Raw genomic sequence first — 13,331 nt, 5'->3', positions numbered from 1 at the left:
GCGAGACCGCTTGTTTCAAGTCTTGCTGCTGACGACCGGCCGCCGCCGCGCCGACGCGGCCTGGTCCAGCGCCGGCGCCTGGAACGCGGCGACGGTGGCCCGCACCAATTGCTCGATAGCGCCCGCGGCATCACTGCCGTCGACCTCGCCGCGTGACAGACGCGAGACGCGCTCGGGCGTCACCAGCGAATAATAGAGTGCGCCGAGCAGGAAATGGCTGCGCCAGACGATGTCGGTGCGCGGAATGTGCGGCAGGCTCTCGTGGATCGCGTCGATGAAGGCATGGCTGGTGTCGTCGAAGGTCTGCGCGATGATCTTTCGCGCGACCTCGTTGCCTTCCGCGGACATCACCGCGCGCAGCCGCGTGAAGCGCGCGCCACCACCGGCAAGATCGCTGCCGGAAGTGAAGGCCGGCACCACATAGGCCCGCACGATCGCCTCCAGCCGGTCCTGGAGATCGCGCACGCGCCTGGCGGCGGCGAGCAGCTCGGAACGGCGCAGGTTCATCGGCCCGCAATGGCGCCGGTAGATCTCGAGCAGCAGGCCGTCCTTGGTCTTGAAATGATAGGTGACGCTGCCCGGATTGGCTCCGGCAGCATGCGCGATGTCGCGCACCGACACGGCATTGAAGCCGTTGGTGGCGAACAGCTCCTCGGCCGCGGCGAGGATCGCCTCGCGCATGTTCGGCTTGCGGGCCGTTTCCTTGCTGGTGGGCTTGCGTACCATGTGATTTGTACTATCGTACAAAAGATCAGGTCTCGTCAACAAAAACCATGGGCAGCGTCTGCAACGGCCTGGAGACCGCCGGCAGGCGCGCGAATGCCCTCAAGGAGTGCTGGGAAATATGCTGGGTTTGAACAAGAAGATCGGCGGTTTGATGCTGGGTGCCGGCTTGCTGCTGACGTGGAGCGCCGCGCAGGCAGAAAATTATCCGAGCAAGCCGGTCCACATTCTGGTGCCTTACGCCGCCGGTGGCGCGGTCGACGTGCTCGCGCGCACGCTGGGCCAGGCGCTAGCCAAGACCTGGGGGCAGCAGCCTGTGATCGATAACCGCCCCGGTGCCGGCGGCATTGTTGCCTCGCAGGCGCTGACGCAGGCCGCACCCGACGGCTACACGCTGATCCTGGTCGCCAGCGGCCATCCGCTCAACCAGTTCATCTATCCCAGCGTGCCCTACGACACCTTCAAGGATTTCACCGCGATCACCGAAGTCGCCTCCTCGCCGCTCGCGATCGTGGTGGCGAAGGACAGCCCGTACAAGACACTCGGCGATCTCCTCGCCGCCGCCAAGAAGGAGCCGGACAAGCTCTCCTACGGCATGTCCGGCAACGGCACCTCGGCGCATCTCGCGGGCGAGCTGCTGAAGTACATGTCCGGCACCAAGATCGTTGCGATCCCCTACAAGGGCGGCGCACCGGCGCTGACGGCCGTGATCGCCGGCGAGATCCCGCTCAGCATCAATCCGCTCGCGGAAGCGATCGGCCAGCTCGAAGGCGGCCCGGTGCGCGCGCTGGCGGTGACCTCGGCCGAGCGCTCCAAGGCGCTGCCGGATGTTCCGACCATCGCCGAGGCCGGTGTGCCCGGCTACGACGTCTCGGTCTGGTGGGGCGTTCTAGGGCCTGCAAAAATGCCACCGGAGATCGTCGCGAAGCTCGAGACCGATCTCAAGGCCGCGCTGCAGGACCCCGGCGTGCTGTCGACGCTCGGCAAGATCGGCGCCACCCCGGCCGGCTCCTCGCCCGAGGATTTCGACGCCTTTATGCGCGCCGAGGCGGCCAAATGGGAGCCGGTGCTGAAGGCCGCCAACATCCGCGCGCAGTGAGGCTCCACCGCGCAAGAAAAACAACGCTTGAGCAGCAAGCCTCGGCCCGGCAACAGGGGCCTGGGCTGTCCAGTTATGGGCCCTCGCCCGCATGTCCTCCGGCCGTGCGGGTGGTTGCATAAAATCGGCATCATCGTCGCCCGACGGGATCAGGATCGTGCGCTCAACGCGTTGCGGCGGGCTTCGCTCCCCTGTCTCGTGCAACGCGGCATCCCCACTGTGCAACCGTCGCCGGAATGCGCTAATTTGGCCTACCAATGACTCGACGTACCGGCAGTGCCGATCTTCCTCTCCACACCGGGCGGGTTCCGCCGTGGCTGGCGAGTCGCATGTCCTCGCTCGGGGCGATCGTCACCCAAGCGATCGTGCATCATTACGGCCGCGATGCGTTTCTTCAGCGCCTGTCGCATCCATTCTGGTTCCAGTCGTTTGGCGCCGTGATGGGGATGGACTGGCACTCTTCCGGCATCACCACCTCCGTGATCGGCGCACTGAAGCGCGGGCTCGGACCGCTTCAGGACGAGCTCGGGATTTATGTCTGTGGCGGCCGAGGTCAGCATTCGCGCAAGACGCCGGATGAGCTGCTGCAGCTCGGCGATCGCGTCGGATTCGACGGCATCAAGCTGACCCGTGCCAGCCGTCTGGTGGCCAAGGTCGACAGCGCCGCGGTCCAGGACGGCTTTGACCTCTATCTACACGGCTTCTTCGTGACCGCCGACGGCAAATGGACCGTGGTGCAGCAGGGCATGAACGGCGACAAGCGGCAGGCGCGACGCTATCACTGGCATTCCGAGGCGCTGAAGAGCTTCGTCGATACGCCGCACAGCGCAATCGACGGGCCGCAGCAGGGGGAGATCGTCAATCTCACCGATCATCGCGCCGATACTTCTCGGACGGCGCAGGTCGAACTGCTCTCCGATCTCGGTCCGGATCGCATCATCTCCGAATTCGAACGGCTCATGGGGACCGAGTCCACGCCGGCACAAGGCACGCTGCCGCATCTGATCATGCCCGCACATCACGACGTCCGTCCCAAGGACGTGTTCGCGCGCCGCCTGCACGGCACGCTCGCCGCCGCAGCCGAGCGTGGCCCGGTCGATTTTCCGGAACTGCTGCTGACGCCGGGCGTCGGCGCGCGCACCGTGCGCTCGCTCGCGATGGTCGCGGAGGTCGTGCACGGCGCGCCCTATCGCTTTACCGACCCCGCGCGTTTCTCGCTCGCCCATGGCGGCAAGGACCGACATCCCTACCCCGTTCCGATCAAGGTCTATGACGAGACCATCCGGGTGCTGAAGGGCGCGATCCAGAACGCAAAGCTCGGACGCGAGGAAGAGATGCTGGCGATCAAGCGCCTGGACGACCAGGCGCGGCGGCTGGAGCGGACCGCACGGGGCCCCTCGGTTGCGGCTTTCATCGCCGGTGAGCGCGCGGCCTCACCGGATCTCGATGGCCGCTCGGTGTTCGGCTGGGAGCGCGATCTTGCGTCCACAAAAAAGAGGACCGGCTGAACACCGGTCCTCGAGTTGGCGGGGGAACGCCCCTCTCAGGTCTCGTCGGTCTCCGGCTCCTCCTCGAGCCGGTTGGCCGCGTGGTCCTGATACTGTTCGGTCTGGATGAACTTGCTGTCCATGCCACGAATGTCCGAATGCTGGGCCTTGTCGCGGTTGGACAGGACCATGTTGTCGCCGATCTTGTCCTTGGGGATTTCGGCCATGGCGCCGGTGCCGTCGCCCTTGCCATGCATGCCGGATCTGAAATGCGTCTTGCTGCCATGCCCGCCTGGCATCGATCTCTCCTCTTGCAGTGGTCGTTCTCCGAAAGCTCAGTGCTTTTGTTGCGCTGGCGTCGGCTTCGGCGGCTTATGGCCGCTCTGACCGGGATCGTTGTGCTTGTTGTGATCGCTTTCCTGGTTCAGACCGCCGCGGCTCACCGGAAACTCGCTTTGACGTGCCTCCGGGTTGGCACGATGGACTGACGCCTCTCGGAGGTTATGGCCGGCGGCCTGCTCAAGCTCTCGCGCATCCGGAACATCAGGCTTGCGCTCGAGGATGCGCATTTGCTGCTCGTGGGTCTTCTTGCCTTGCATCCTGCACCTCCAGTCTCATCGGTGGATGTCGACATAAATGTCGTCCTCCTCAACGATCTTGCTGATAGCCCTGATTGGTCGTGTTCTGCTTGATGTTGCCCTGCTGTCCCTGCTGGTCCGGATTCTGCACGCGCTGCTGACCGTGCGGCGCCTGGTCTGCACGGACCTGCTTGCTGTCGCCAGTTCCCTTTCTGCTCTGATTGTCCGGTGGAACAGGTGGCATCTTGCTGGCCATGATCTTGTCTCCCTTTAAGACGTCGACCTCTGACATGCGCGCCCAAGGAACTCGTCGCCGCATCCGATGTCCTGATGACAACAGGACCAACGGCACACCGTTCCTGACTGATCGCGCTTGGCAGAGATTTTCCGAAAAGGCCGCTGATCTCAGCTCGCCGCAGCGGGGGAACGATCGCCCCTCGCTTCGGTGAATGCAGCTGCCTGTGTTCCGCGGACCTCAGCCGCGACAGGAAGCTTCGCGATCGCGCGCAAGCCCGGCCGCCTGCGCCAGCGGACCTCAGTGGAATCGACGGCGAGCCCCAATTTCGGCCATCGCGAGAACAGCGCCTCCAGCGCGCAGGCCGCCTCGATGCGCGCGAGCTGATGGCCGAGGCAGAAGTGGATTCCCGTGCCGAACGAGATATGGCGGTTCGGCTTACGTTCGAGATCGAGGCTCTCGGGACGATCATGCATCGCCGGATCCATGTTCGCAGCGGCGAGCATCACCATGACGCGGTCGCCCTTCTTCAGGCGCACGCCTTCGACCTCGACATCGCGCCGCACATAGCGCGGCTTGGAGAATTGCACCGGCGAGACGAAGCGCAGGAACTCCTCGACCGCAAGCCCAACGCGGCTCCAGTCCTGTTCCAGCCAGTCGCGCAGCTCGGAATTCCTGAGCAGCTCGTAGACGGACCCGCTGATGAGATGCGTGGTGGTTTCCGATCCCGCCCCGAGCAACAGAAACACCATCGAGACCATTTCATCTGGCGTGATCTGGCCGCCTTCGCGCTCGACCTGGACCAGCTCGGCAATCAGGCCCTCGCCTCCCTGCACGCGCGCGATCTGCAACTGCTGCTCGAGGTAGGCGCGCATCTTGCGGACCGCGAACAGCAAGCGGAAGAAGGCGACGACATTCGTCAGCGATGACACCGCGTTGGCCCAGGCGATGAACTTAGGACGATCGGCCAGCGGCAGGCCCAGCAGCTCCGAGATCACCGCGAGCGGCAGGATTCGCGCATAGCGCTGGACGAGATCAGCCGGGCATTCCCTCGCGAACAGCTCATCGGCCAGGCCGTCGGCGATGGCACGGATTCGCGGCTCCATCGCGACGATCGCGCGGCGGCGAAAAGCTTCGTCCACGATGCTGCGCAGCCGCGTATGATCCGGCTCGTCCATCGTCAGCATGTTGTTGGCGATGGTCCTGACGGACCTCGGCATCCACCAGCGCAAACCCGCGACGTCACCATCCTCCTTGCGCAACGTGAAGGTCGCGCCGTCCTTCAGGACCTGCGCGGTGGCGTCATGGGTCGTGGTGATCCAGACTTCGCCGACGATAGGAAATCGCGTCGCCACCAGGGGGCCGGACATGCGCAACGTCGCGATCGCCTTGGGCGGATCGCGAAAGAAGGCCTCGCTGGTGAAATCGAGGCGCGCTGTCATGGGATCGCCGGAACGATTGGTCGCGTATCACCGAGATGGTGCACGGGGCGGCCGGTGCAAGGGGCGCCTCCTGATCGGCCGCAGACGTGGAGAGAGATGTGCCTATCCGCGTCCGGGCGATCGCTGCCCGCTCTTGCGCTGCTGCGTGTAGGCGTCCCAATGGCTCCAGCTGCCATTGCTGAGACTCTGCAGGTCCGTTGCGAGCGGGCGGCGCGTGCGCTTGTCGTGATCGGCGATCGCGCGCTCCGACTGCGCGATCTTCCGCTTGAGTTCCGCGATCGACGTCTGGGTCTGTCCGTTCCGCTTCGACGAGGCGATCTCGCCCATCGTAAAGCGCGCGGTCTCCAGCGCCTTCAACTCGGCGCGATTCTTCTTCAACTGAACCCGGTGCCAGGCGATGTTGCTGTCGCTGTCCGCAACCATGTGGGAACTCCGCTGATTCGCTCCCACATAGTATCGTGCGCCGAATCGGCGCCGCAACGCCCCGGCGGTGGCGAAAATACGATCTTCTCGCGCAGAAATTCCGTGCCTAGAGCCCCGGAACGGGGCTCCAGATTCCTATTTTGACGCGTTTTCTTTACGCGAACCGGTGCCCACTTCGCTCGAAAACGCTTTAGCGCTCGGCAAAAGCCTTTTCGACCACGAACTGGGCCGGCTCGCCGTGATTGCCCTCGACGAAACCGCGTTCGCCGAGGAGCACACGGGTATCCGCCACCAGCGCGGGGCTGCCGCAGATCATGACGCGATCATGCGCGGCTTCCAGCACCGGCAGGCCGATATCGGTGAACAGTTTTCCTGACGTGATGAGGTCGGTGATGCGGCCGCGGTTGCGGAACGGATCGCGGGTCACGGTCGGGTAGTAGATCAGCTGATTGCGGATGTACTCGCCGAGCAGCTCGTCCTTCGGCAGATGCTCGGTGATCATCTCGCCATAGGCGAGCTCCTTCACGTGCCGGCAGCCGTGCAGCAGCACCACCTTCTCAAACCGCTCGTAGGTCTCGGGGTCCTTGATCACGCTCAGGAACGGCGCAAGGCCGGTGCCGGTGCCGATGAGGTAGAGGTTGCGCCCCTCCTCCAGGTTGTCGATCACGAGCGTGCCGGTTGCCTTGCGGCCGACGATGATCTCGTCGCCTTCCTTCAAATGCTGGAGGCGCGAGGTCAAGGGGCCATCCGGCACCTTGATCGAGAAGAATTCCAGCGTGTCCTCGTAATTGGCGCTGGCGACGCTGTAGGCCCGCAGCAGCGGCTTCTCGCCGACCTTGAGCCCGATCATGGTGAATTCGCCGTTGCGGAAGCGGAAGGTCGGGCTGCGGGTGGTCTTGAAGGAGAACAGCGTGTCGGTCCAGTGGTGGACGCTCAAAACGCTTTCCTGATTGAAATTGCTCATCTCACCCTTCCGTGTCGCTTGGTTCGCGGTTTTCGAGGCGGTCAGCTATGCGTCGTTTGTACACGATCATTCGTATACTAATGAATAATCCGGCTTGATCCCGCGGTCAAGGCTGCCCAAGATCGGAAGCGTTGCAGTTAGGAATAAGGAGCCCCTTCCATGGCGCATGACGCACCCCAGGCCACCGGACCTTCGAAGCTGGTGATCCGCAATATCGGCCTGATCCTGTCCGGTGCTTTGGAAAAGCCGATCCTGGACGGCGACACCATCGTCGCCGAGAACGGCAAGATCACCGCGATCGGCCGCTTCAAGGACGTCAACACCGAAGGCGCGACCACCGTCATCGACGCGCACGGCACCACGGTGGCGCCGGGCCTGATCGACAGTCACGTCCATCCTGTCGCGGGTGACTGGACGCCGCGGCAGAACCAGATCAACTGGATCGACAGCTATCTCCATGGCGGCGTCACCACCATGATCTCGGCCGGCGAGGTGCACATGCCCGGCCGGCCCCGCGACGTCGTCGGCCTCAAGGCGATGGCCGTGTTCGCCCAGCGCGCGTTCTGGACCTTGCGTCCCGGCGGCGTGAAGGTTCACGCCGGCGCGCCGGTGATCGAATGCGAGATGGTCGAGGAAGATTTCAAGGAGATGGCCGCCAACGGCGTCAAGCTGCTCGGCGAGGTCGGCCTCGGCGGCGTCAAGGACGGCCCGACCGCGCGAAAAATGGTCGGCTGGGCGCGCAAATACGGCATCCAGAGCACGATCCATACCGGCGGCCCGTCGATCCCCGGCTCCGGCCTGATCGACAAGGACGTGGTGCTGGAGGCCGACACCGACGTCGTCGGCCACATCAATGGCGGCCACACCGCCCTGCCCGACGACCAGATCCGCTGCATCTGCGAGGGCTGCAAGCGCGGCCTCGAGCTCGTGCACAATGGCAATGAGCGCTCGGCCCTGTTCACGCTGCGCACGGCGCGCGAGATGGGCGACCTGCACCGCGTCATCCTGGGCACCGATGCGCCCGCCGGCTCCGGCGTTCAGCCGCTCGGCATCCTGCGCATGGTTTCGATGCTGTCCTCGCTCGGCGACCTGCCGGCCGAGATCGCCTTTTGTCTCGCCACCGGCAACACCGCGCGGATGCGCCAGCTCGATTGCGGCCTCATCGAAGTCGGCCGCTCCGCCGACTTTGTCATCATGGACAAGGCCCAGCACTCGCCCGGCAAGAACATCCTGGAGAGCGTCCGGCTCGGCGACCTCCCCGGCATCGGCATGACCATCATCGACGGCATCGTGCGCACCCAGCGCAGCCGCAACACGCCGCCGGCCGGCAAGGTGCCGGAGGTGGTGGCGAAGTGACGGCGTCACGAGACCTTGGCATCCATCCGGCACTGTGCATCCCCGACACGCGCAAGCGCCGCCATGAACGGATAGGTGCGGCGCCAAGGCTGAAACTGGTCGCCGCTTTGGCCCTTCAACAGCATGCGACGGCCCTGCTGCCCCTGTTGAAGCTCGGCCGACACGGAATAGGGCTGGGTTTCCGCCGCCAGCTCGAGGCGGCCAACCAAACGGCCGCCACGCGACGGGCGCTCCTCAATGCGCAAGGCGGCACGGCCGCAGGTGTTTTCGCCGATAACTTCGACACCGCACCAGCCGCCGCTGCACTTCGATATGTCGAGCACCAGATTCCTGGTGTCGTCCTTCCAGCGCCCCTCGAAATCGGTTACGGAAACGCCAGCACCAACGGCGGGCGCCACATGGCCGACACCAAGCCCGACGATCGCTGCTGCGATCAAAACCTTGATCGGGACGAGGAGCGCTGATTTGGAGCGAGCCGAACCGCAATCAATTGCGCCGCCGTCCGGATTTCGGCCGCGTGCGGTCGGCCCTGCCAGGGTAGTCGCCTTCATCATCGTGTCCTCTGTGGTCTTTCCGGCGGGCCCGATGGCGATTGCCCTCGGGTCTGGGTCGATGCCGCTGCCTCATCCCTTGTATCTGGTCCTTCCGCGACTTCCCATCGTGTTTCCGCTGCACATGATCGCGTCAGGACTGGCACTGATCCTCATCCCCCTTGCGCTGTTCCTGCGCTATCGCCCGCCTCTGCACCGCCTGATCGGCCGCTTCGCCTTCGGTTGCATTCTGGTTGGCGCGCTAAGCGCTCTTCCGGTCGCTCTGAACAGCCAAGCCAACGCCATCGCGCGGGCGGGCCTGTTCGTGCAAGGCGTCACATGGCTCGCACTGGCTGGCGCCGCGCTCCATGCCGTTCGGTCCGGCAATGTCGCAAGCCATGCGCGGCGGATGATTGCGGTCGCCGCTGTCGCGTCGGCTGCCATTTGGCTGCGGCTGGTGACATCAGCGGCAACGGTCCTCATGTTGCCGTTTGACGAGGTCTACGCCATCGCAGCCTGGATGTGCTGGATCGTGCCGCTGGCCATCGTGATCGGGTGGACCAAGCGGCACACTGCCGCCGACAGGACCGTATTCACCGCAGCTTGTTCAGCAGCACCATCAGCAGCTCGCGCTCCCTAGGCTCGAGCGGTGCCAGCGTCTCGCGCGTGATCGCAAGCGCATTCGGCGCCAGCTTCTCCGCAAGCTGCAGACCCGCGCGCGTCAAGCTGACAAGGAGTCGCCGTCCGTCATCGGGATCCTGGCTGGTCTCGGTCAGGCCGCGCGCGGTGAGACGATCGATCACGCCCTTGATGGTCGCGACGTCCATCGCCGTCAGGCGCCCGAGCTGATTCTGCGAGCACGGCCCGGTCTCGGCCAGTTTCGACAACGCCGCCCATTGCGTCGGCGTCAGGTTGGTGCCGATGTCGCGGGCGAAGATCGAGCTGTGGCGCTGCCAGACCTGGCGCAGGATGAAGCCGACCTGCTCGTCGAGCACGTAAGGCGGCTTGTTAAGCGTTTTGGCCGGTTTGACGCTCTTTTTCGCCGTGACGCTTCTCGCCATCCGTTCGCGGCCCCTTCCCTTTGCCTCACAACGACAGATGCGCGTCGCGGATATCCGGACGCGCGTCGAGCTCGGCCATGGTGCCGCCGAAGCAGATGCGGCCGCGCTCGATGATGTAGGCGCGATCCGAAATCAGCCGCGCGAAATGCAGATTCTGCTCGGAGACGACGATGCTGACGCCTTCCTTCTTCATGGTCAGAATGGCATCGACCATCTGCTCCACGATCTTCGGCGACAGGCCCTCCGACGGCTCGTCCAGCAGCACCAGCGACGGATTGCCCATCAGCGTGCGCGCGATCGTCAGCATCTGCTGCTCGCCGCCGCTCATGCGGCCGCCCGGGCGGTTCTTCATCTCGCCGAGGTTTGGAAACAGCGAGAACAGTTTTTCGCGCGTCCAGTGCGGCGCGTTCGGGCGCTTCGGCTGGCGGCCGACTTCGAGGTTTTCCTCGACGGTCAAGTCGGTGAAGATGCGCCGCTCCTCCGGCACGTAACCGAGGCCCTCGCGCACGATCTCGTGTGTCGGCTTCGCCGAAACATCCTTGCCCTCGAACATGATGCGGCCGGAGCGCTGCGCGACGAGACCGACGATGGAGCGGAACGTCGTCGACTTGCCCGCGCCGTTACGTCCGAGCAGCGCCACGACCTCGCCCTCGCCGACTTCGAAGCCGATGTCGAACAGGATGTGTGCCGGGCCATAGTGGCTGTTGAGGTCCTGCACCGTGAGCTTCATGTGGAGGCTCCCTCGCGATGGCGGGCATCGTAGACGAGGCCCTCGCCGAGATAGACCGCCTGCACCTGCGGATTGCCGCGCACCTCGGCCGGCGAGCCCTCGGCGATCAACGTGCCGCGATTGAGCACGATGATGCGGTCGGCATGCTCGAACACCACATCCATGTCGTGCTCGGTGAAGAGCACGCCGATCGATTTCTCCCGCGCGATGCTTGCGGTCAGCCGCATCAGGTCGACGCGCTCGCGCGGCGCCATGCCGGCAGTCGGCTCGTCCATCAAGAGCAGCTTTGGCTGGTTGGCGAGTGCGACCGCAAGCTCGAGCCGCTTGAGGTCGCCATAGGCAAGCTCGCCGCAGGGGCGATCCGCGTAGCCGCCCATGCCGACCAGCTCGAGCAGACGGCCGGCCTCACCGCGGTCGAACTTCGGCGCCGAGCCGAACAGATTGAACAGCTGCTTCCCGTGCGAGACCAGCGCGACCTGCACGTTTTCGCGCACGGTCATGGTGGCGAAGGTCGCGGTGATCTGGAAGGTGCGCCCGACACCCAGTCGCCAGACCTCGCGCGGCTTCCTGCCTGTGATCTCTTCGCCGAGCAGGCGAACGTGCCCCGAGTCTGGCTTGTTCTGGCCGTTGAGCATGTCGAAGCATGTGCTTTTGCCTGCGCCGTTCGGCCCGATCAGCGCCAGGATCTCCCCGGCGCGCAGCGAGAACGAGACGCCGCGCACGGCATGGATGCCGCCATAGGATTTGGTCAGGCCTTCGACCGCGAGAAGTGGGGGGATGGCGCTCATTCGGCGGACTCGATCGGCTTGGCAAGCAAGGGGGATCCCGGCGGCGAGGACTTCCTGCGGCGCTGCGCCAGCATCTCCAGCATGCCGACGATGCCCTTGGGGAAGACGACGACGATCAGCATGATGAAGCCGCCGAGCACGAGCTTCGACAGGTCGGTCTGGCTCACCAGCCAGATGTTGAGCGCCTTGTAGACGATGGCGCCGATCACCGCGCCCGACACCGTCTCGACGCCGCCGAGCAGCACCATGACCAGCGCGTCGACCGAGAGCGAAATGCCGAGATTGTCGGGGAACACGCTGCCCTTGAGGTAGGCGAACAGCGCGCCGCCAATGCCGGCGGTCGTGCCTGCGATGACGAAGGCGGTCCACTGGATTCGCTTGGCATCGATGCCGATCGCTTCGCTGCGCAGCAGCGAATCGCGCGTGGCTCGCAGCGCGTAGCCGAACGGCGAGAACACCATGGCCCGCAGCGCGATCATGACCAGCGCTGCGACACCGAGCGCCAGCCAATAGAAATGCGACGGGCTCGCCGCCCAGCTCGACGGCCAGAGGCCCAGAATGCCGTTGTCGCCGCCCGTCACGCTCACCCACTGGAACGCGATCGACCACACGATCTGCGCGAAGGCGAGCGTCAGCATCGCGAAATAGACGCCGGAGAGCTGCACCGCGAAGAAGCCGAACACCGCGGCGCCCAGACAGCCGAGCAGCGGGCCGAGCAACAGGCACACGATCATCGGCAGCCCCGCCATCTTGGCGAGGAAGGCGATGCCATAGGCGCCGAGCCCGAAATAGGCGGCGTGACCGAACGAGGCGAGCCCGCCGACCGACATCAGGAAGTGCAGGCTGACGGCGAAGATCACGAAGATCGCAATCTCCGAGCCGACGGTCAGTGCGTAGTTGCCGGCGAACAGCGGCAGCATCGCTGCGATGACCAGCGCTGCCAGCGAGGCCAGCCGCTCGTTCGACGTCAGCGGCCGCCAGGGATTGACCGTGAGACCCGGCGTCTTGCGTGCGGCCGCCTCGGGCTTGCCGAACAGGCCCCAGGGCCGCACGATCAGCACCACGGCCATCACCAGGAACACCAGGATGATGGAGATCTTCGGGAAGATCAGGATGCCGAAGGCATTGAGCTCGGAGACCAGCACGGCGGCGACGAAGGCGCCGACGATGCTGCCGAGGCCGCCGATCACGACCACGACGAAGACCTCGACGATGATGCGCAGGTCCATGGCGTGATGCACGGCATCGCGCGGGATCTGGAGCGCGCCGCCGAGGGCTGCGAGAAAGACGCCGACGGCGAACACTGATGTGAACAGCCACTTTTGATTGACGCCGAGGGCTGCAACCATGTCGCGGTCCTGCGTCGCGGCGCGCACCAGCACACCCCAGCGCGTGCGCTGGAACAGCAGCCAGAGAATGCCGAGCACCACCGGGCCGAGCACGATCAGGAACAGATCGTAGCTCGGGATGTTCTGGCCGAAGAAATCGATCGCGCCCTTGAACCCCGGCGCGCGGCGGCCGACGAGATCATCCGGCCCCCAGATCAGCACGACGAGGTCCTCGACCATCAGGGTCAGGCCGAAGGTCGCGAGCAGCTGGAACAGCTCCGGCGCATGATAGATGCGGCGGAGCAGCACCATCTCGACGATGACGCCGATCAGCGCCACGGCGAGCGCGGCCAGCACGATGCTGCCCCAGAAGCCGAACGCCCCCGAAAGCCGCTCGGTGAGCGTGAAGGCGATATAGGCGCCGATCATGTAGAAGGCGCCATGCGCGAAATTCACGATCCGCGTCACGCCGAAGATGATCGACAGGCCCGAGGCCACCAGGAACAGCGACGCTGCGCTGGCGAGACCGGTCAGAAACTGTACGACGTAAAAGGCCATCGGCGGTCCGGGTTAAGTGAAGTCGTAGG

Annotated in this window: 16 protein-coding genes; 4 read left to right on the top strand and 12 right to left on the bottom strand. The window is 65.1% G+C overall.

Annotation, left to right across the window (positions count from 1 at the left end):
* Nucleotides 1–15: 15 nt before the first annotated feature.
* Nucleotides 16–726 (bottom strand): TetR/AcrR family transcriptional regulator, encoded by a 711-nt coding sequence (locus CVM73_RS09785; protein ID WP_100231796.1) that lies wholly within the window; start codon nucleotides 724–726, stop codon nucleotides 16–18.
* Between the two features lie 118 nt (nucleotides 727–844).
* Here CVM73_RS09785 and CVM73_RS09780 point away from each other — a divergent pair, with 118 nt between their 5' ends.
* Both CVM73_RS09780 and CVM73_RS09775 read left to right on the top strand, forming a co-directional pair.
* Nucleotides 845–1,822, top strand: a complete 978-nt coding sequence (locus CVM73_RS09780) for a tripartite tricarboxylate transporter substrate binding protein (RefSeq protein WP_100231795.1) — start codon at nucleotides 845–847, stop codon at nucleotides 1,820–1,822.
* A 257-nt stretch (nucleotides 1,823–2,079) separates the two neighbouring features.
* Nucleotides 2,080–3,330: a DUF763 domain-containing protein gene (locus CVM73_RS09775; RefSeq protein WP_100231794.1), complete on the top strand. Its 1,251-nt coding sequence runs from the start codon at nucleotides 2,080–2,082 to the stop codon at nucleotides 3,328–3,330.
* 35 nt (nucleotides 3,331–3,365) lie between these two features.
* Here CVM73_RS09775 and CVM73_RS09770 read toward each other — a convergent pair whose 3' ends face one another.
* The 6 genes from CVM73_RS09770 to CVM73_RS09745 all read right to left on the bottom strand — a co-directional run bounded on the left by CVM73_RS09770 (nucleotide 3,366) and on the right by CVM73_RS09745 (nucleotide 6,951).
* On the bottom strand, nucleotides 3,366–3,608 hold the full coding sequence (locus CVM73_RS09770; RefSeq protein ID WP_100231793.1) for a hypothetical protein: 243 nt from the start codon (nucleotides 3,606–3,608) through the stop codon (nucleotides 3,366–3,368).
* 36 nt (nucleotides 3,609–3,644) lie between these two features.
* Nucleotides 3,645–3,908: a hypothetical protein gene (locus tag CVM73_RS09765; RefSeq protein ID WP_100231792.1), complete on the bottom strand. Its 264-nt coding sequence runs from the start codon at nucleotides 3,906–3,908 to the stop codon at nucleotides 3,645–3,647.
* Nucleotides 3,909–3,957: 49 nt separating this feature from the next.
* Nucleotides 3,958–4,143: a hypothetical protein gene (locus CVM73_RS09760; RefSeq protein WP_100231924.1), complete on the bottom strand. Its 186-nt coding sequence runs from the start codon at nucleotides 4,141–4,143 to the stop codon at nucleotides 3,958–3,960.
* 149 nt (nucleotides 4,144–4,292) lie between these two features.
* Nucleotides 4,293–5,564 carry a cytochrome P450 gene (locus CVM73_RS09755; protein ID WP_100231791.1) on the bottom strand — a complete coding sequence of 424 codons (1,272 nt, stop codon included), beginning with the start codon at nucleotides 5,562–5,564 and terminating at the stop codon, nucleotides 4,293–4,295.
* A 102-nt stretch (nucleotides 5,565–5,666) separates the two neighbouring features.
* A complete protein-coding gene (locus tag CVM73_RS09750) occupies nucleotides 5,667–5,987 on the bottom strand; it encodes a hypothetical protein (RefSeq protein ID WP_100231790.1) in 321 nt (106 codons plus the stop codon).
* Nucleotides 5,988–6,177: 190 nt separating this feature from the next.
* Nucleotides 6,178–6,951, bottom strand: coding sequence for a ferredoxin--NADP reductase (locus CVM73_RS09745; protein WP_100231789.1), 774 nt, complete (start codon nucleotides 6,949–6,951; stop codon nucleotides 6,178–6,180).
* Between the two features lie 159 nt (nucleotides 6,952–7,110).
* Here CVM73_RS09745 and CVM73_RS09740 point away from each other — a divergent pair, with 159 nt between their 5' ends.
* Nucleotides 7,111–8,307 carry an amidohydrolase family protein gene (locus tag CVM73_RS09740; protein ID WP_100231788.1) on the top strand — a complete coding sequence of 399 codons (1,197 nt, stop codon included), beginning with the start codon at nucleotides 7,111–7,113 and terminating at the stop codon, nucleotides 8,305–8,307.
* Nucleotides 8,308–8,312: 5 nt separating this feature from the next.
* On the opposite strand, the gene CVM73_RS39685 is transcribed toward CVM73_RS09740, so the two are convergent.
* Complete coding sequence (locus CVM73_RS39685) at nucleotides 8,313–8,861, bottom strand: hypothetical protein (protein WP_158237560.1); 549 nt, start codon at nucleotides 8,859–8,861, stop codon at nucleotides 8,313–8,315.
* A 31-nt stretch (nucleotides 8,862–8,892) separates the two neighbouring features.
* Between CVM73_RS39685 and CVM73_RS39680 the strand changes: the two genes are divergently transcribed.
* Nucleotides 8,893–9,477 (top strand): DUF2306 domain-containing protein, encoded by a 585-nt coding sequence (locus tag CVM73_RS39680; protein WP_158237559.1) that lies wholly within the window; start codon nucleotides 8,893–8,895, stop codon nucleotides 9,475–9,477.
* Here the strand turns inward: CVM73_RS39680 and CVM73_RS09725 are convergent.
* The 4 genes from CVM73_RS09725 to CVM73_RS09710 are packed head-to-tail and all read right to left on the bottom strand — an operon-like array spanning nucleotide 9,431 to nucleotide 13,302.
* Nucleotides 9,431–9,898 (bottom strand): MarR family winged helix-turn-helix transcriptional regulator, encoded by a 468-nt coding sequence (locus CVM73_RS09725; RefSeq protein ID WP_100231785.1) that lies wholly within the window; start codon nucleotides 9,896–9,898, stop codon nucleotides 9,431–9,433. The genes CVM73_RS39680 and CVM73_RS09725 overlap by 47 nt on opposite strands.
* A 25-nt stretch (nucleotides 9,899–9,923) precedes the next feature.
* Nucleotides 9,924–10,628, bottom strand: coding sequence for an ABC transporter ATP-binding protein (locus tag CVM73_RS09720; protein ID WP_100231784.1), 705 nt, complete (start codon nucleotides 10,626–10,628; stop codon nucleotides 9,924–9,926).
* Nucleotides 10,625–11,416, bottom strand: a complete 792-nt coding sequence (locus tag CVM73_RS09715; protein ID WP_100231783.1) for an ABC transporter ATP-binding protein — start codon at nucleotides 11,414–11,416, stop codon at nucleotides 10,625–10,627. Before CVM73_RS09715 ends, CVM73_RS09720 begins: the two co-directional genes overlap by 4 nt.
* Complete coding sequence (locus CVM73_RS09710; RefSeq protein WP_100231782.1) at nucleotides 11,413–13,302, bottom strand: ABC transporter permease; 1,890 nt, start codon at nucleotides 13,300–13,302, stop codon at nucleotides 11,413–11,415. Before CVM73_RS09710 ends, CVM73_RS09715 begins: the two co-directional genes overlap by 4 nt.
* Nucleotides 13,303–13,331: the final 29 nt, after the last annotated feature.

The sequence above is a fragment of the Bradyrhizobium forestalis genome, assembly GCF_002795245.1.
Classification (GTDB): Bacteria; Pseudomonadota; Alphaproteobacteria; order Rhizobiales; family Xanthobacteraceae; genus Bradyrhizobium; species Bradyrhizobium forestalis.
The sequence above is the reverse complement of the archived record's forward strand: the minus strand, read 5'-3'. Positions and strand labels throughout refer to the sequence as shown.